This is a genomic window from Salisediminibacterium halotolerans, assembly GCF_003814815.1.
Taxonomy (GTDB): Bacteria; Bacillota; Bacilli; order Bacillales; family Salisediminibacteriaceae; genus Salisediminibacterium; species Salisediminibacterium halotolerans.
In genome coordinates this window covers 86,166-102,623 of the sequence record NZ_RKQQ01000003.1, presented here as the reverse complement: position 1 = coordinate 102,623, position 16,458 = coordinate 86,166, and the positions used below count along the sequence as shown (strand labels likewise).

Genomic DNA, 16,458 nt, shown 5'->3' with positions numbered 1-16,458 from the left:
TAAAATTAAGCCCAGAAAAACTGAACCGTTTAACAATGGAGCTTTTTCATCAATATATAACGTTTTTTCCCTTCGTATTTTTCTGTTTCAGCAATAACCTTCATCCCCTGCTCGAGCTTATCATTAAGACTCGCTCTGTTGTCCGGATGAACAGTAGCAAAAACCCAGCGCATTTCGGGATAATCTTTCGCAAGTTCCGCCATCAAAAAGGCGCCAAGTTTTTTTTGCAGGCGCTGGCCGCGGCTTTGCGGGTGAACACAGCTCAATTCCTGGTGAACGACGTACGGCAGCTCATCATTTGACAAGCCGGCATCACGGCCGAGATTTTCCCTGCTTTTGCCCGGAAACAACAGAACACGAAAAGCGACAAGAACTTCGGCTTCAAACGCTCCCATGACAAGGCCCTTCCCGTTTAATGCTGCTAAAAATTCCGCTTCGCTTAACGCTTCCAGGTGATCCCGATCTTCCAGCGCTTCTGCTGTCTCTTCTTGCACGCGTTGAATATTTCGCAAATCGGATGAATGAAGCCGGCGAAAATTAATCATAACGATAAAGAACCCACGGATCCGGCAATTCAAACGGGTGCGCATCCGGAAGCGCGGACGCTTCCGCTTCGGTCATATCCATCCAAACATACGTCTCGCCGTCCGTTTCCTGTAAAAGCTGCTTATAACTTTCGTCGATTGTTTTCCAAAGACCCGGCTGCTCGGTAAAATCATCCCACGGATAAACCGTATGCAAATAATGATACAGTTTTTGATCGTATTTCATAAGTAAAAATCGAGAGCGATCTTCATTTTCATAAAACTCCCATTTATCGAGTAAATTATCCGGAAATAAATCATCGCTCGCCGGAAATGGGTAATAGCATTCGTAAGGAAACACAGCACCTGTATCGACATACATCCGCTTAACCCAGGCGCGCTTTTCGCTGAGCGATGTCAACCGGTTCCAGACACAGCCGTTCTCAGCCAGCCGCGCCGGTTCTTTTGTCGCTGCAGGATACAGCGCAGTCACCGGCTCAAATCCGATCTTTTCTAAAACACGTCTTGCCGGACTGTTAGCCTGTTGCGTATTCGCGCCGATCCACTGAATCCCCGGGTGACGCTCCGCCTCTCTGAGCACATACGTTAACAGCGTTGTTGCATTCGCTTTGCCGCGATAACGTATGTCGCTTCGTAGACGTCCGAGCATCGCATAACTTTCGGCATAAACCGTATATCCTGCCGTAGAAATCAGATCTTCACCTTCAAACATGCCGAATATACGGTTGTTTCCGCTTGTCAGCCGGTTAAAAACGCGCGGGACATAATCGTTCTCAATACCGTTTTGCATCGCTTCAACACGTGGTAAATCTTCATAGTGAAGCTCGCGTATCGTCTGCGTCACATTGTTCACTCCTTTTCATTCCTGTTCCACCGCTATTATACCGGCTTGGAGGATAATTTTCACGGGTTGCGAAGTTTATTGACATAAAAATATAAAATCATCCGTTTATATACAGAAAATGTGTGATAGAATATTCTTTATATTCAACCAATTCCAGCACAGAAAGGAGAGAAACAAATGGAAGCGATCGAAAATATCATTAACACGGCGAGTGATTTTGTATGGGGGCTTCCCCTTATTATTTTGCTCGTCGGCACCGGCTTATACTTAACTTTTCGCCTCACATTTTTTTCTTTTCAGCAGCTCCCGTACGCTCTTAAGCTCGTCTTCACAAAAGGCGACAAAATTTCGCAAGGCGATATCACGCATTTTCAGGCGTTGATGACAGCACTGGCTGCCACAGTCGGAACCGGGAACATTGCCGGGGTTGCGTCTGCTGTCGCCGTCGGCGGACCGGGAGCAGTGCTGTGGATGTGGGTCACTGCTTTCGTCGGTATGGCTACAAAGTATGGCGAAGCTATTCTCGGGGTGAAATACCGGATTCAAAATGAACGCGGGGAAATGTCGGGCGGACCGATGTACTATATTGAAAAGGGGCTCGGCATGAAGTGGCTCGCTGTTATCTTCGCCGCCTTTGCCGCGGTAGCCGCTTTTGGTATCGGCAACATGGTCCAATCGCACGAAGCCGCTGGTGTTGCGAACCAAAACTTCGGTATACCGGTCTGGGTGACCGGGCTTGTTCTATCTGTGCTCGTCGGACTGGTCATCATTGGCGGGATACGGAGTATCGGTAAAGTTGTCGGCATCGTTGTTCCTGTCATGATCGTATTTTATGTCGGTGCCGGACTGCTTATCGTCTTGATGAACATTACAGAAGTTCCGGCTGCATTCGGCCTTATTTTCACTGACGCCTTTACGGGGCAAGCTATGGCCGGCGGCGCTGTCGGTGCCGTCATCCAGCAAGGGGTCGCGCGCGGGATCTTCTCAAACGAAGCCGGCCTCGGTACAGGCGGAATTGCTGCTGCTGCTGCAAAAACCGATGTCCCGGCCCGTCAAGCGCTGGTATCGATGACACAGGTATTTATCGATACAATTATTGTCTGTACGATTACCGGTTTGGCTTTAGTAATGAGCGAGATGTATGCACGAGAAGCTGAATTCGACAGTTCTGCTCAGCTGACGTCGGCAGCATTTGATCAATACTTGCCCGGCTTTGGCGGCTTAGTCGTTGCTGTTGCACTTTTATTCTTTGTATTCTCAACGATCGTCGGCTGGTCTTACTTCGGCGAAAAGTGCTTCACCTACCTTTTTGGCGGCAAAGTTTCCATGCCGTACCGTTTTGCCTTTGTGATCATGCTCTTTGTCGGCTCCGTCGTCTCTCTTGATATCGTATGGGGATTTGCCGACGTCATGAACGGATTAATGGCCTTTCCAAACTTAGTAGCTTTGCTGCTTTTATCCGGTGTCATTGTAAATGAAACGAAAAAATTCAAACAAAAAAGGCGCGAAGAAAAACAAGCCTAAACAGACAAAGCACCCCGAAAACCACTTGGTTGGATTTCGGGGTGCTTGTTATTCGCACAGATCCTCACGCTCAAAAAGCCCGTGCTCGCTAAAATGCACTCTGATATCCGGAGCGATCAGTTCATATAATTGACGCCGCCCGGCCCAGCAGTAATCATCATGTTCATCGGAAAGAATAACGCTCTCTTCGTCGGTTTCACATAAGTACGTTAAAATGACGAGCTGTTTGCCTGGCTCTGCCAACATCGATTCAGCATAAAGAAGAGCATTTACGTGAATATTCAATTTTGTTTCCTCATAAACTTCCCGAATCATTGCATCTTCGAGATGTTCGCCGAATTCCATTTTCCCTCCGGGACACTCCCACTTGCGATTTCGCCCGGTACGATGAACAAGCAAAACATACCCGTCACGGACTATAACGGCTTTGACAACAACATATATATTCCTTTGTTCAATCAAACGCTCCACCCCTGTTTCACTTCGATTCAACCTTTAATATACCAAAGTTTCCGTCATTATTCATCCGTGTCATTATTGTGAAATTGACTTCTTATGTAAAAAGACATACGATCAATGTAAGCGCATACTTTTTAAAGGAGGAATATTTATGAACACAGCTGTTATCCTGGCGGCAGGAAACGGGCGGAAAATGTGGCCTTATTCCGTCACGAAAGCAAAACCAGCTCTTCCGGTTGCCGGAAAGCCGGTCATTTCACATTTGATCGATCAATTAACCGACGAGCATGTCGGCCATATTATCGCTGTCATAAGAGCTGATCATTCATCTGTGCGTTCAATTCTAGCGGCATATAAACAAATAACAGTTGTTACTGTTTCTTCTTCGTCCGGAACGGCAGAAAGTCTTGAAGCTGCACTGGAACATGTCGAAGAAGAGAATTTCGCGCTATTTTACGGCGATTTGTATCTCACTCCTAAGCGTATGGCTGAATGGCTTCAGGCTTGTCGCAAAACGAAAGCTTCCGCTTGTCTGTTAACCGGTCCTTACGGCGCAGAAATGCCCCAAGAGACGATTGGCGCTGCGCTTGGAAAGAACGGCCGTGTTGCCAACATCGTTGCCCATCCTCGTCCGCACTATGTATCTGAACGCGTGATCGGCGCCTTTTTGCTCGATAAAGAAGATATCCGTGAAGGCCTTAAACAACAGCCCGGTTTAATGACAAATGTTCCCACAGGCGTCATGCCCCCGGACGAAGGAATGATCGAACAAGCGCTTCAGCATCTTATTGAAAATGGAAATTATGTCAAAAATTATTCAATCGCTGACGGATTTGTCGATTTAGACAAGCCGTGGGATATCATGAAAGCAAATCACACCGCTGTCAGTGACATAACCGCTTCTCTGACAGCATCAAATGTTCCGGCATCAAGCACGCTGGATAAAACGGCAGACGTTCGGGGCTATGTTGTGATGGGCCAAAATTCGCACATCGGGAAATATGTCCGTATTAACGGCAACGCAGTGATCGGAAGCAACACTGTCATTGATCACGGTGTTGTCATCGATGGACCGGCTGTGATTGGAGACAATTGCAGCATCACTCATTTTGCTAAAATTGCCGGGAACAGTTCAATCGGAAGCCGCAATCGTATCGGACATTGCGCTGAATTCAGCGGCGTCAGTTTTCCCAACGTCAGCTTTATTCATTACGGCGAAGTTTTCGGTGTCGTCGGTGAAGCAACAGACATTGCGGCCGGGGTAACGATAGGCATGGCCCGCTTTGATGATACGCTGCAAGTTCAAACCGTCGCCGGCAGGAAGGAATTCCCTGATCAATTCGGCAACGCTGTTTTTTTCGGCGATTTCGTGCGCACCGGTATAATGAGCATGTTCATGCCGGGAGTAAAAATCGGCGCGCGCTCAGTGGTCGGTTCCGGTGTTTGTGTGGAACAGGATGTTGCCAGCGAGACACTCTTGTATCAGAAACAAACTTTAATCGAAAAGCCATGGGGCGCTTACAAATACGGATGGTGATAAAAAAAGCCGGTTTCTGCTGAACCGGCTTTTTTATCATTTTGTCACAGATTGTTTGCCATTTTATCACATTTGAGAATCATTGCCGGCCATGAGATTTGTTAAATTATAACTTAAAAGGGAATTAGTGTTTACTCACTAACGCTTTGCACTAATATCACCGTATTTTAACTGCTAATAAGAAGGTTATCGTATGTTTATTAAATTTTTAAGGGAAAATACCGTCGCTTCAGCCATCTTAGCTGTATTGCGTATTTACATCGGTTGGCAGTGGCTCACGTCAGGCTGGGATAAAGTATTTGGACCCGAGGGGTTCGACGCCAGCGGATATTTACAAGGTGTCGTTGGCAATGAAGAAGTGATGGAGCAGTATCCGACCTACCATGCATTTATTGAAAACGTGGCGCTGCCAAACTCAGATCTTTTCAGTTTTATCGTCGCATGGGGGGGGGAAATTTTCGTCGGTCTTGGTTTAATCGCCGGGATGCTGGGTCATCCTCCTTTTTTGTATGGAGTGTATTCATAAAAAAAGAAGCCATGCATCCACTCTTCCGACGCCTCCGGGAAAGCAAGAGACGAAGATCCGGATTCGGCGGCCTCAGGCCGCCGAATACTAGCTGAGTCCTTGCCCGGGGCAAGCGGAGGGTAGTGGATTCATGGCTGACATCAAAATATAGTTTGTCTACAGTCTACGCAGTTGCATTTTTGCAGCTGCGTTTTTGCCCGGTCACGATTAAAAAAACAAATAAGTATGGTAATGTTCACTTTGACCTTTCGGATGATGACGGTGACGGTCTTCTTCTGAAAGCATCAAGTTTTCCGATTCGATGTTTCTCATGTTCTGCAAAAAATCTCCCATATTTTGTTTTTCGTGCCGATAAGTCATAAAAGCCCTCCTCTGTTTTAGTACAGTTATATTTATTAATTTTTATATTATAACAGAAGAGTTTTCGCGTCAATCATTTTCTGAAAATTTATAAAACGATATCCAAATTTAGCCACCGTATTTGATTCTTACCTTCTGCAGCTTTACGGATTTACCTGTGAAGGATATAATCTGAGAAGACACAGTACGATAAAAAGGAGCACTTATATGACACATTCAGCAATATTGCCGCAAACGATGCCCGCGTTTGTTCACGACGTTTGGCAGTCCTCCGGATTCACAGAACTGACACCGATCCAAGAGAAAATGATCCCTGCAGCTATGCAGCAAAAAGATATTATCGCTGAAGCGCCGACAGGTTCCGGGAAAACATTAGCCTATTTACTTCCTGCTCTTGCGGATACTGATCTGCAAGCAAAACAGCCGCAAGTGCTTATTGTCGTTTCTTCACACGAACTTGCGATGCAGGTGCATACAGAGATTCAGCAATGGTCCAAAGGCAGCAAAATTCAAAGCGTTCCGCTGATCGGCGGTGCGAATGTAAAAAGGCAAGAAGAAAAACTGAAGAAAAAACCTCAGTTTATTGTCGGAACTCCCGGCCGCCTGACTGAACACATTGCTTCAAAAAAACTCAAGCTGCATGAATTGTCCCAGCTTGTCTTTGATGAAGCAGATCAGCTTTTCACTAAAGAACACCGCGGTGCTGTCGACAGTATCATCAAAGCATCAAGAAGGGACTGTCAAAAAATCGTCTGTTCAGCAACGGTACCCGAACATATTGAAGAAGAAGCGAAAAACTTGATGAACAAGCCGGAAATTATTCGAATTGAACTCGACCGGGAATTGCTTGAGAACATGACGCACCGCTACCTCATTGCAGACCGGCGGGAAAAACCGAAACTGCTCCGTAAATTAGCCGGAATGCAAGATTTCTATGGTATCGCTTTTACGAACAACGCATTTGATGCTGATTTTTTTAGCGAACATCTTCAGTATCATAAACGCCCGTTCGCTTTATTGCACGGCAGTGCAAATAAACAAGCCCGTGAACAAGCTATGAAAGCTTTCCGTTCCGGGACGTCGCCTCTTTTAATTTCAACAGATGTCGCTTCGCGGGGAATTGATGTGCCTGAACTCACATATGTCATCTCACTCGATTTGCCAAATGATGTTTATCAATATAAACATCGGTCAGGCCGAACCGCTAGAGCTGGGAAAACCGGTACAGTCGTTTCTCTTGTCACTCCTGGCGAAGAAGAGCGGCTTTTGCAAATTGCTGAACAACTCAACCTGACACTGCGAAAAAGCCGATTTTTCCACGGCGGGTTAGCTGATGTTCCAGAATAAATATTAAAAGCGGCTGACAATAATGTCAGCCGCTCTTTTCGTCTTGCTTATCGTCAGTTTGAACAGTTGTTCCCGATTTTGGCGGATGTTTCACAAACGTTGCAATAATTAAACCGATAAACGCTAGCACGGTTGTGACCCAAAAGGATAAGTTCACACCGTAAATCATTGCACTTTCAGCCGTTCCTTCTGGAGCAAAACCTGCTCCGACAGTCATCACTGTCACGAGAAATGCTGTTCCAAGTGAACCGCCGACTTGTCTTAACGTGTTGTTCATTGCTGTACCGTGCGGGATAAGTCTGTCCGGCAGTGAATTTAGACCTGCCGTCGTGACCGGCATCATAACCATTGCCAAACTGAGCATCCGAAAAGAATGAATGATTGCCATATACGCAAAACCGGTATCTTCACTCAAATTCGTAAAAAGAAAATTACTCACAGTCAGCACAGTCATCCCTGAAATCGCCAGCCACCTGGCGCCGATTTTATCAAAGATTCTCCCCGTGATCGGATTCATCACACCCATCACAATCGCACCCGGCATCAGCATCAATCCGGATTCAAATGCTGTGAATCCTTGCATATCCTGCATATAAATCGGCAGGATCGTTGCCGCTCCGATCATAGACATGAATACGACCACACCGATAACATTTGTCAACGCAAAAATGCTTGATTTAAATACGCGAAATTCCAAAATCGGTTCCGGCAATTTAAGCTGCCGTAAAATAAACCAAAGAAGCGACAGCGCACCGATTCCCATCCAGACAAGAACAGATGTACTCGTCCAGCCGTTCATCCCTGCAACGCTGAAGGCGTAAAGCAAACCGCCGAAACCGAACGTCGACAGCATGATTGAACGAATATCGAGCTTAGGAAACGTTTGTTCAGTCACATTTTTCAAAATGAAGTAAGCGATAATCATATCGGCAAGCGCGATTGGCAAGATAATAAAAAACAGCGCGCGCCATGGAAACTGGTCGACAATGTAACCGGACAGAGTCGGGCCGATTGCCGGAGCAAACGCGATGACCATACCTACAAGCCCCATCGCCTGACCGCGTTTTTCCACAGGAAACACGAGGAACAATACTGTTTGCATCAACGGGATCATAATTCCGGCACCGCTGGCCTGAATGACCCGGCCGAGAATCAAAACTTCAAAATTCGGCGAGATACCGGCAACGAGTGTTCCAAAGGCAAATAAGCCCATAGCCGTCATAAACAATTTCCGCGTCGTGAATTTTCCGATTAAAAATGCCGTGATCGGAATCATAATTCCGTTTACGAGCATAAAAACCGAATTAAGCCACTGCCCTGTATTTGCGGTTATATTTAAATCAGCCATTATCGGCGGGATCGCCGTCACCAATAATGTTTGGTTCAAAATTGCCACAAAAGCTCCCGCCAGCAAAACAGCAACGAGCGGTATACGGTTCACTTTTTGGTTATTGGGATCATCTTCTTCCATAACTATAATCTCCTGACGTAAAAATCATCTTTTTCTATAATACCGAATTATTTCGAGAATAGAAAGAAGATTGCATGTGAATTTTCATCAAAAATAAAAGCCGTCTGCTTAGTGCAGACGGCTCAGATTGTAGACAAATTATTATTTTGACGTAAGCCACGCAGCCACTAACCTCCGCTTGCCCCGGGCAAGGACTCAGCTAGTATTCGGCGGCCTGAGGCTGCCGAATACGGATCTTCGTCTCTTGCTTTCCCGGAGGCGTCGGAGGAGTGGATGCGTGGCTTCCTTTTTTATGAAAACACTCGATTCAAAGAAGGAGGATGACCCAGCATCCCGGCTTAATCCTGCGGGATAGCGAGACAGACGAGACCCTGCAGGGCATAAGCCCGAAGCGGCTCGGCGCTCGCCCGCGGACTAGTAAGACACGGCGAAGTCTTTTTGAGCCGATATCGCAGTGATACCTTCAGGTGAAAGAAGCCGGACGATGCGTCGTCATCCGTTCCTTTTAATATGACATCTATCGATGTCATGACTTTGTCTACACTCTAAGCCGTTTGCTTAGTGCAGACGGCTTAAAGATTATTTTAATTTTTTCAGCGATTCACGGTTAAATGCATTTAAGTCATCAGGCGTTCGGCTTGTGACGAGATTGCCGCAGACAACAACTTCTTCATCAAAGAAATTAGCCCCGGCATTGCGCAGGTCTTGAATAATCGATTTAAACCCTGTCAGATTGCGGCCGTGCAATACATCCGCTGTTATCAACAACTGAGGCCCGTGACAAATTGTTAAAATCGGTTTGTCGTATAAGACAAAATGTTTCGCAAATTCTACAAAACGTTCATCTGTTCGAATAATATCCGGTGAAAAACCGCCGGGGATCAAGAGTGCATCATAGTCTTCCGGAGAAGCATCGCCGATGGCAATATCTACGGTTACTTCGGCTTCCCCTTGCTTGCTTTTCAATTCTTGACCTTGTTTCGGACCGACAACAACAACATCATGACCGTCTTTTTGCATTGCTTTTAATGGAGATGTGTATTCAGAGTCTTCAAATAAGTGCGACATTACACTGGCAATTTTCTTACTCATCTATATCTCTCCTTTAGTTTATATTAGTTACGTAAAAATCTTACCCGGCGATTTTTACCTGCAAACATGTTATTCTTGTTCGTTAAAAGACATTTTTTCGTATTTAGTACTTGGTATTAATCACTGATGATAGTATAATGAAGTTACTCTTAAGTAAGAAAGAAAGTGAGCTGAGATTATGACTGCGCAACGGATCGCTTGGGTTACGGACAGCACGGCTTATTTAACACAGGAACTGATCGATCACCCCGATGTTTACGTATTGCCGCTTTCAATTATTATAGACGGATTTCCTTACGAAGATGGTGTCGACTTAACGACAGAAGAATTATACCAAAAAATCCGCTCCAGCAAAGAAGTGCCAAAAACGTCACAGCCGGCGGCAGGAAAGTTTGCTGAGCTGTATGAATCTTTAAAAAGCAACTATGATGCTGCGATTGCGGTCCACATTTCCAGCCAACTGAGCGGGACGATTGAAAGTTCTGCTTCCGGTAAAGAAATGGCGGATTTTGATGTAAAGATTGTTGATTCACGCTCGATGTCTTATGCAATCACAACGCTGATTGAACAAGGTATGAGCATGGCTGAAAACGGGGTATCCGCTGATGAAATCCAGGAAACTCTTAATCACAATGCGAAAAAATCGGAAAATTATATCCTGCTCGGCAGTCTCGAGCAATTCTACAAAGGCGGCCGAATGACAGGAACGCAATTTCTGCTCGGCAATTTGTTAGCAGTGAAACCGATAATTCAAATCACCAGTGAAGGCACGTTCGGCCTTTTTCAAAAAGTCCGCTCAGAAAAGAAAGCCTTGCGACGTATTCTGGAATTATTCAGTGAGTCTTATGAGAAGTACCGGATCCGCCAAGTTCAGATTCTCCACGGCAATGTCGCTGATAAGGCAGACGCACTGAAATCACGCGTCAAAGAACAATTTCCGTCGCTCGATGTTGTGATTGGCGAGATCAGCTCCTCGATTGCTGTTCACGCCGGCGAAGGTACGTTAGCGATGATTTGGCAAAATGAAGACAAAGACGTTTAGTCTAAAAAAGACCGGAGCAAACAATGTTTGCTCCGGTCTTTTTTCATTTACACTCAACAACGGCCGTTAAAATTCTCCGTTTTGATACATATCAAACACTTGCTGCACATCTTTGTCTCCTCTTCCGGAAATATTGACAATGAGCGCAGCTTCGCGGTCATATCCTGGTGCGATTTTTTTTGCCATCGCAACAGCATGCGCACTTTCTAATGCCGGGATGATCCCTTCTTTTTTCGAGAGAAGCTCGAACGCTTCCATGACCTCTTTTTTTGTAACCGTAGCATATTCCGCCCGGCCGCTCGTTTTTAAATAGCTGTGTTCCGGCCCGATTCCGGGATAATCCAATCCGGCCGCAATCGAATACGTCGGGGAAGGCTGTCCGTCTTCGTCTTGCAACAGGAGGCATTTAAACCCGTGAATAACAGCCGGTGTTCCTTTCGATAACGTTGCTGCTTCTTCCGGTTCGACACCGATAAGGCGGACGGAAGGTTCGTCAATGTAATGCGCAAACGCACCGATCGCGTTGCTTCCTCCGCCGGTAACTGCAATGACTGCATCCGGCAGTTTTCCTTCTTTTTCATACATTTGCCGTTTCGATTCTTCACTGGATACAGCTTGAAAATGTTTAACAATCGAAGGATACGGATGCGGACCGACCGCGGAACCTAATAAATAAAACGTCGTTTCATAATTTTCGACTAAGTCATTCAGCGCAACATCTACGGCATCTTTTAGCCGCCCTTGCCCTTGGTCAACCGATACAACCTTTGCACCGAGGAGCTCCATTCGGAACACGTTCAGCGCTTGACGTTTCATGTCCAATTTTCCCATATAAATGATGCATTCCATCCCAAACATTGCACAAGCTGTCGCTGCCGCAACACCGTGCTGGCCAGCTCCTGTTTCGGCAATGATTCGGTGTGCACCCATTTTTTTCGCTAACAGCGCTTGTCCGATGACGTTGTTAATTTTATGTGCACCGGTATGATTTAAGTCTTCGCGTTTTAAATAAATTTTCGCTCCGCCGTAGGCTTCTGTTAAATGTTTCGCAAACGTAAGCGGATTTTCCCGCCCGACATGATCGCGCAAACACTCTTTATATTCTGCATTAAAATCAGGATCATCTTTGTACTTTTCAAATTCATCAGTCAGCCGATCCAATACAGCTTGCAATGACGGCGGTACAAAACTTCCGCCAAATTCGCCGAAATACCCTTTTTCTTCCGTAACATAGTTCATCTTACTCCACTCTCCTCAGCTCATTTTTTTCTCTGCTCCACTAAAAAACTCATTAGGCACGAATTAGTTATATCCTACCGGACGATGCCCGTCATGTCAATTTAAAAAAGACGCCTGAAAAGTATCAGGCGTCGCATCAATCGATTATCCCCGTTCCCAGTTTGCATGCATATCCGTTCCGGCTGCTTTCATCGTCGTAAAAACAGGACAGCGGGCGTCGACTTTTTCCTGCATTTCACGAATGCGGTCATCTGTTTCCGTTGTGACAAGCTGTGCATGTACATCGACACGCTGGAAAAATGGCCGTACACCCGGTTCTCCCATTAATCCCCGCGAGTCGAGCTCTCCTTTGATAAAGAAATGAATTGACTGCAGATCGAAGTCCATTTCTTTTGCTACCATGTTGGCCACAACATTCTCGCACCCTGCTAAAGAGGCAAGCATATTTGTTAACGGGTCAGGTCCTTCATCGTTCCCGCCCATATTTTGCGGTTCATCAATCACGATACTATGACCGGCCCCCTCTACCTGAGTCTTCATTTTATCGGTAGCGCCGGTTACTTCAAATTCCATTTTACTCACGATCGATCCACTCCTTTAAATATCAGGTACGGGAGACTGTACCCTGGATCGCGGATTTTATAACATTCATTCGTGACTAAAAATCAGCCGGGTTCGGTCCATACCGCTCCCCTGTGTGCAGTGCATCAATCTTCTTAATATCTTCATCCGTCAGTTCAAAATCAAATATCGCTGCATTTTGTTTAATTCTTTCCGGTGTCACCGATTTCGGTATCGTAACAATCTGTTTTTGCAAATCCCAGCGCAAAATGATTTGCGCCGCCGATTTGCCGTGTTTTTCAGCCAATTCCGTCAACACCGGCTCATCCAAGAGCCGCGCACGGCCGAGCGGGCTCCAGGCTTCCACTTGAATACCGTGCTTTTGACAAAACTCCTGCAGTTCCGTTTGCACAAGGCGCGGGTGCCATTCCACTTGATTGACGGACGGTTTAATTTCTGTATGTTTCATTAAATCTTCTAAATCATCAATTAAAAAGTTGCTGACGCCGATCGCCCGGATCTTCCCTTCAGCGTACAGCTTCTCGAGCGCTTTCCACGTATCAACAAACTTTCCGCTGACAGGCCAATGAATAAGATAAAGATCGATCACCTCTAAACCGAGCTTTTGCCGGCTTGTTTCAAAAGCTCTCAGCGTTTCGTCATACCCTTGATCATCGTTCCATACCTTCGTCGTGACAAAGATCTCTTCACGCGGCACAGACGTTTCGCGGATCGCTTCACCGACACTTTCTTCATTGTTATAAAATGAGGCTGTATCAATATGCCGGTAGCCTGCCGCTAACGCAGTATGAATCGCCTGTTTCACTTCTTCGCCGGCCTCTGCTTTGTAAACGCCGAGTCCGAGCCAAGGCATTAATACACCGTTATTCAATTTTACAGCTGAGTGAATATGAGCCATCGTAAAAGCACCTCCGCAAAATTTTTTCGCTAGTCGGTTTCTGTATGAAAAATTCGAAACGCAAACCATTGAATCAAAAATGAGACAACCAATGCGATCCCGAGCGTTGTTGTATTAAAGATATCGATGATCCAAAGAACAAGCGCCGCGATAATCATAAAAATACCGGCAATAATCGATGAGGCATTCGTCGCTTCTTTTTTATTCATGACCTGTTCCCCCCGCGCATAATTATGTTGACAACTGCCGATTTCATTCTATTGCGGATCTTTCAGGTTCAAAAGGAATGTACTGCTCGTTAAGCCAATCATACAATTCTGCAAAACTCGTTGCAACAGCATCCGGTTCAACGCTTTTCGGCTGCTGAAGATGGCGGTCGTTAAACCAAACAGCTTGCCAGCCGGAGTGTTTCGCGGGCTCGATGTCATTTATCCAATTGTCGCCGACATAAACCGATTGCTCTGGAAGCGTCCCGCTCTTTTCGTTGACGTAATGAAATACGGCCGTGTCCGGTTTTGTCAGACCGATTTCTTCGGAAATAAACTGAAGCTCTTCCGGTATCCACTCTGATAAACCGAGCGCTTCGATCTTTTTGCGTTGATGCTCGCCCGGTCCGTTTGTAATAAGTCCGATTTGAATATTAGCGCTTTGCAGCAGATGAAATACATCTTCCACACCTGGATAGAAACTGAGCTGCGCTTGATAAAATACATAGGAATCCTGCAGTTTGGCCGCTTCGTCTTCAGTGATCTCCATTCCCGTGTCTTTAAAAGCTTTTTGCGCTCGGACTATGCGCATTTCATTAAGGCTGATCTCGCCGTTAACATATAGCGGCCACATCGTGTCACTATGATGACGTATTCGGCGAAATAATGCATACAGTTCTTCCCCGCTGCAAGCAAAACCAGTATCTGCTACCGCCTTGCGAAAAGGCTCAAGCTGGTCATAAAGCGTATCATCTAAATCAAAAAAAACTGTCATACAAACAACTCCTTCGTCCAATCTAAAAAGATATTATACACGAAAAACGTTTTGTGCACGACAGGTAAATCACAAAAAAATTAGTATGACAAAATTCAACACCCGGATTCAAAAGAACCCGGGTGTTGATTACCGCTTAATAGATTTAACATTGTCCTTTAAGTCACTCAGCGTTTTTCAGCTGACCGGCAAGCTCTTCTGCATAAGAATTTAATTCGCTTTTCACGTCGGCGTCAATGTGACGATTATTCGGTCCGCGGTTTAAATGCTTCAGGTAATTATCGATAAACTTCGCTGCCTGTTCTTCTCTCTCGCTGCTGTAATGATGATCAGCTTGGCGGAGTGAATTGCCGAGCTGATTAACGAGAGGTCCGCTGATGTCCCCGGAATCTTTATACTCGGCAGTCATATTCTCCAGTGCCTCTAACATGTCAGCCGGTTCTTTTCCTTCTTCGACTTCGACGAGTCTGACATTATCGAGTTGAACATCATACGGTACATCTAATTGCGGGTCATCTTCATCGCGGCCGAGGCCGAAAAGCATGCTGTAATCTCCCGCTTCTTCTACATTGATATACCCTGTTTGCGTTTCCATCGCGTCGCTGACTTCAAAGTCTAAAATGCCCGCTTCTGCACCGGCCAGTTCTACGTATACGTCGCGGTCATAGTCGGATCTCATATCAAATTCAACTTTGTACGTCCCTTCCGGCACGGTAACATCCTGCATTAATTGAATATGATACCAAGCCCAGCCGACCTGATTGATCGTAGCATTTAATACGTTATCTTCGATCGAGAAATCAGCTGTGCCTGCATTCGGATCGTGATCGCCCATATTGAAAATATTCCAGACGAGACTGTCGTTTTCATCACCGAACTCCGTTGTTTCTTCAAAGGTTCCGTCTTCGATCAAGTTTTCACCGACTTCTGTCCAATTAGCTGACTCATCGACAGGCGGCAGCCCTTCATCTTCGTCGCCATTATCCGGATCAATTTTCTCTCCTGGCGGCGGATGTTCCGCGTTGGCATCTTCATAAGCGCGGACGTAGTCGACTTCCACTTGTCCCGGGAACTCTGTCGTTTCATCCGGATCGCCGCCGTACCAGCCCCCGACAGCAAGGTTGAGGATCATATGAAATTCCTGGTCAAACGGCGCAGGGTATTCGCCGTATTCAGTGTACCAATCTGTTTTCGTTGAATAGAGTTCATCGTTGACGTACCAGCGGATTTCACCCGGCTCCCATTCAATCGCGTATTCGTTAAACTCTGTTGTTGACTGGCCGTCTGGGAAATAATACTCTTCCGCCGTATATGTGTTATCAGGCCAAAGATCGCCGTAGTGAATCGCGGCGCCGACAATATCGGTTTCGGAACCTCTGTTTTCCATAATGTCGATCTCGCCGGACGCGGCCCAGCCGCCGTAAACGTCATCTTGCGGCATCATCCAAAACGCCGGCCAATAGCCTTGCCCTTCCGGAAGCTTCATCTTCGCTTCAAAGCGCCCGTAAGCTTGACTGAACGACTCGTCTGTCAAGACTTTCCCGGATGTGTAATCGTAGTCGCCGTGCTCATCGCTGACCTGTTCTTCACGCGCTTCAAGAATCAGCTTGCCGTCTTCGACCGTGACATTGTCTTCCTGGTAAGACTGCAATTCCTCATTTCCCCAACCGGGAATCCATTCATCTCCGTCGTAAAAACCGTTTCCGATATCGATCCGCCATTTCGATGTGTCTAATTCATCGCCGTCAAACTCGTCGTTCCAAGTCATTTGCCAATCCGGTTCCGAATCCCCTCCGTTGCCTTCGTTACTCTCACCGGCGCTGACCGATGCGTGAAAACTTGAAGCTGCCAGCAACAACACTAACGATCCGCTGAATTTGTTTAATTTCATAACCAAACTCCTCTCAATTTAATGATTAATTGTACAGCAGTAAATACGGATTTCACGATTTGCTCAGAAGACGAACACCCCCTAAGGTTAATATCTTTTCTCCCTGCACTATTTCATTAC

18 protein-coding genes are annotated in these 16,458 nt (G+C 46.1%); 5 read left to right on the top strand and 13 right to left on the bottom strand.

Features of this window, described 5'->3' with window-relative positions; genetic code table 11:
• Window positions 1-29: 29 nt before the first annotated feature.
• Entirely contained in the window at window positions 30-545 is a 516-nt protein-coding gene (locus EDD67_RS06185; RefSeq protein WP_121439770.1) for a GNAT family N-acetyltransferase, read from the bottom strand.
• Window positions 538-1,389 carry a GNAT family N-acetyltransferase gene (locus EDD67_RS06180; protein ID WP_121439771.1) on the bottom strand — a complete coding sequence of 284 codons (852 nt, stop codon included), beginning with the start codon at window positions 1,387-1,389 and terminating at the stop codon, window positions 538-540. The genes EDD67_RS06185 and EDD67_RS06180 overlap by 8 nt, the downstream gene beginning before the upstream one ends.
• Window positions 1,390-1,566: 177 nt before the next feature.
• On the opposite strand from EDD67_RS06180, the gene EDD67_RS06175 reads away from it, so the two are divergent.
• A complete protein-coding gene (locus EDD67_RS06175; RefSeq protein ID WP_093074788.1) occupies window positions 1,567-2,913 on the top strand; it encodes an alanine/glycine:cation symporter family protein in 1,347 nt (448 codons plus the stop codon).
• Between the two features lie 48 nt (window positions 2,914-2,961).
• Here EDD67_RS06175 and EDD67_RS06170 read toward each other — a convergent pair whose 3' ends face one another.
• Entirely contained in the window at window positions 2,962-3,375 is a 414-nt protein-coding gene (locus EDD67_RS06170; protein WP_158638207.1) for an NUDIX domain-containing protein, read from the bottom strand.
• A gap of 148 nt (window positions 3,376-3,523) precedes the next feature.
• Here EDD67_RS06170 and EDD67_RS06165 point away from each other — a divergent pair, with 148 nt between their 5' ends.
• Entirely contained in the window at window positions 3,524-4,909 is a 1,386-nt protein-coding gene (locus EDD67_RS06165; protein WP_121439773.1) for an NTP transferase domain-containing protein, read from the top strand.
• A 193-nt stretch (window positions 4,910-5,102) separates the two neighbouring features.
• On the top strand, window positions 5,103-5,435 hold the full coding sequence (locus EDD67_RS06160; RefSeq protein ID WP_121439774.1) for a DoxX family protein: 333 nt from the start codon (window positions 5,103-5,105) through the stop codon (window positions 5,433-5,435).
• Between the two features lie 207 nt (window positions 5,436-5,642).
• On the opposite strand, the gene EDD67_RS13865 is transcribed toward EDD67_RS06160, so the two are convergent.
• A complete protein-coding gene (locus EDD67_RS13865) occupies window positions 5,643-5,795 on the bottom strand; it encodes a hypothetical protein (protein WP_154718754.1) in 153 nt (50 codons plus the stop codon).
• Between the two features lie 207 nt (window positions 5,796-6,002).
• Between EDD67_RS13865 and EDD67_RS06155 the strand changes: the two genes are divergently transcribed.
• A complete protein-coding gene (locus EDD67_RS06155) occupies window positions 6,003-7,142 on the top strand; it encodes a DEAD/DEAH box helicase (protein WP_121439775.1) in 1,140 nt (379 codons plus the stop codon).
• 25 nt (window positions 7,143-7,167) lie between these two features.
• On the opposite strand, the gene EDD67_RS06150 is transcribed toward EDD67_RS06155, so the two are convergent.
• The 3 genes from EDD67_RS06150 to EDD67_RS06140 all read right to left on the bottom strand — a co-directional run bounded on the left by EDD67_RS06150 (window position 7,168) and on the right by EDD67_RS06140 (window position 9,705).
• Window positions 7,168-8,613, bottom strand: a complete 1,446-nt coding sequence (locus EDD67_RS06150) for an MDR family MFS transporter (RefSeq protein WP_121439776.1) — start codon at window positions 8,611-8,613, stop codon at window positions 7,168-7,170.
• A 338-nt stretch (window positions 8,614-8,951) separates the two neighbouring features.
• Window positions 8,952-9,143, bottom strand: coding sequence for a hypothetical protein (locus EDD67_RS06145; protein WP_123875811.1), 192 nt, complete (start codon window positions 9,141-9,143; stop codon window positions 8,952-8,954).
• 49 nt (window positions 9,144-9,192) lie between these two features.
• Window positions 9,193-9,705, bottom strand: a complete 513-nt coding sequence (locus tag EDD67_RS06140) for a type 1 glutamine amidotransferase domain-containing protein (RefSeq protein WP_093074601.1) — start codon at window positions 9,703-9,705, stop codon at window positions 9,193-9,195.
• A 178-nt stretch (window positions 9,706-9,883) separates the two neighbouring features.
• On the opposite strand from EDD67_RS06140, the gene EDD67_RS06135 reads away from it, so the two are divergent.
• The gene (locus EDD67_RS06135) at window positions 9,884-10,747 is read left to right on the top strand and encodes a DegV family protein (protein ID WP_121439777.1); all 864 of its coding nucleotides are present in this window, start codon (window positions 9,884-9,886) and stop codon (window positions 10,745-10,747) included.
• A 66-nt stretch (window positions 10,748-10,813) separates the two neighbouring features.
• Here the strand turns inward: EDD67_RS06135 and trpB are convergent, their stop codons facing one another.
• From trpB to EDD67_RS06105, 6 genes are all read right to left on the bottom strand, one after another.
• On the bottom strand, window positions 10,814-11,986 hold the full coding sequence (trpB, locus tag EDD67_RS06130) for a tryptophan synthase subunit beta (RefSeq protein ID WP_121439778.1): 1,173 nt from the start codon (window positions 11,984-11,986) through the stop codon (window positions 10,814-10,816).
• 144 nt (window positions 11,987-12,130) lie between these two features.
• Complete coding sequence (locus tag EDD67_RS06125) at window positions 12,131-12,571, bottom strand: OsmC family protein (protein WP_121439779.1); 441 nt, start codon at window positions 12,569-12,571, stop codon at window positions 12,131-12,133.
• Window positions 12,572-12,644: 73 nt separating this feature from the next.
• Window positions 12,645-13,466, bottom strand: coding sequence for an aldo/keto reductase (locus EDD67_RS06120; protein ID WP_093074590.1), 822 nt, complete (start codon window positions 13,464-13,466; stop codon window positions 12,645-12,647).
• Between the two features lie 29 nt (window positions 13,467-13,495).
• Complete coding sequence (locus tag EDD67_RS06115) at window positions 13,496-13,675, bottom strand: hypothetical protein (RefSeq protein WP_093074587.1); 180 nt, start codon at window positions 13,673-13,675, stop codon at window positions 13,496-13,498.
• 43 nt (window positions 13,676-13,718) lie between these two features.
• Window positions 13,719-14,447 (bottom strand): HAD family hydrolase, encoded by a 729-nt coding sequence (locus tag EDD67_RS06110; protein WP_121439780.1) that lies wholly within the window; start codon window positions 14,445-14,447, stop codon window positions 13,719-13,721.
• A 163-nt stretch (window positions 14,448-14,610) separates the two neighbouring features.
• Complete coding sequence (locus EDD67_RS06105) at window positions 14,611-16,338, bottom strand: glycoside hydrolase family 16 protein (RefSeq protein ID WP_121439781.1); 1,728 nt, start codon at window positions 16,336-16,338, stop codon at window positions 14,611-14,613.
• Window positions 16,339-16,458 lie beyond the last annotated feature (120 nt).

What these genes read in the sequence shown, in the direction of transcription:
- EDD67_RS06185 (WP_121439770.1), bottom strand. Translation starts at nt 545, where the DNA reads ATGATTAATTTTCGCCGGCTTCATTCATCCGATTTGCGAAATATTCAA.
- EDD67_RS06175 (WP_093074788.1), top strand. Translation starts at nt 1,567, where the DNA reads ATGGAAGCGATCGAAAATATCATTAACACGGCGAGTGATTTTGTATGG.
- EDD67_RS06165 (WP_121439773.1), top strand. Translation starts at nt 3,524, where the DNA reads ATGAACACAGCTGTTATCCTGGCGGCAGGAAACGGGCGGAAAATGTGG.
- EDD67_RS06160 (WP_121439774.1), top strand. Translation starts at nt 5,103, where the DNA reads ATGTTTATTAAATTTTTAAGGGAAAATACCGTCGCTTCAGCCATCTTA.
- EDD67_RS13865 (WP_154718754.1), bottom strand. Translation starts at nt 5,795, where the DNA reads ATGACTTATCGGCACGAAAAACAAAATATGGGAGATTTTTTGCAGAAC.
- EDD67_RS06155 (WP_121439775.1), top strand. Translation starts at nt 6,003, where the DNA reads ATGACACATTCAGCAATATTGCCGCAAACGATGCCCGCGTTTGTTCAC.
- EDD67_RS06150 (WP_121439776.1), bottom strand. Translation starts at nt 8,613, where the DNA reads ATGGAAGAAGATGATCCCAATAACCAAAAAGTGAACCGTATACCGCTC.
- EDD67_RS06145 (WP_123875811.1), bottom strand. Translation starts at nt 9,143, where the DNA reads ATGACATCGATAGATGTCATATTAAAAGGAACGGATGACGACGCATCG.
- EDD67_RS06140 (WP_093074601.1), bottom strand. Translation starts at nt 9,705, where the DNA reads ATGAGTAAGAAAATTGCCAGTGTAATGTCGCACTTATTTGAAGACTCT.
- EDD67_RS06135 (WP_121439777.1), top strand. Translation starts at nt 9,884, where the DNA reads ATGACTGCGCAACGGATCGCTTGGGTTACGGACAGCACGGCTTATTTA.
- trpB (WP_121439778.1), bottom strand. Translation starts at nt 11,986, where the DNA reads ATGAACTATGTTACGGAAGAAAAAGGGTATTTCGGCGAATTTGGCGGA.
- EDD67_RS06120 (WP_093074590.1), bottom strand. Translation starts at nt 13,466, where the DNA reads ATGGCTCATATTCACTCAGCTGTAAAATTGAATAACGGTGTATTAATG.
- EDD67_RS06115 (WP_093074587.1), bottom strand. Translation starts at nt 13,675, where the DNA reads ATGAATAAAAAAGAAGCGACGAATGCCTCATCGATTATTGCCGGTATT.
- EDD67_RS06110 (WP_121439780.1), bottom strand. Translation starts at nt 14,447, where the DNA reads ATGACAGTTTTTTTTGATTTAGATGATACGCTTTATGACCAGCTTGAG.
- EDD67_RS06105 (WP_121439781.1), bottom strand. Translation starts at nt 16,338, where the DNA reads ATGAAATTAAACAAATTCAGCGGATCGTTAGTGTTGTTGCTGGCAGCT.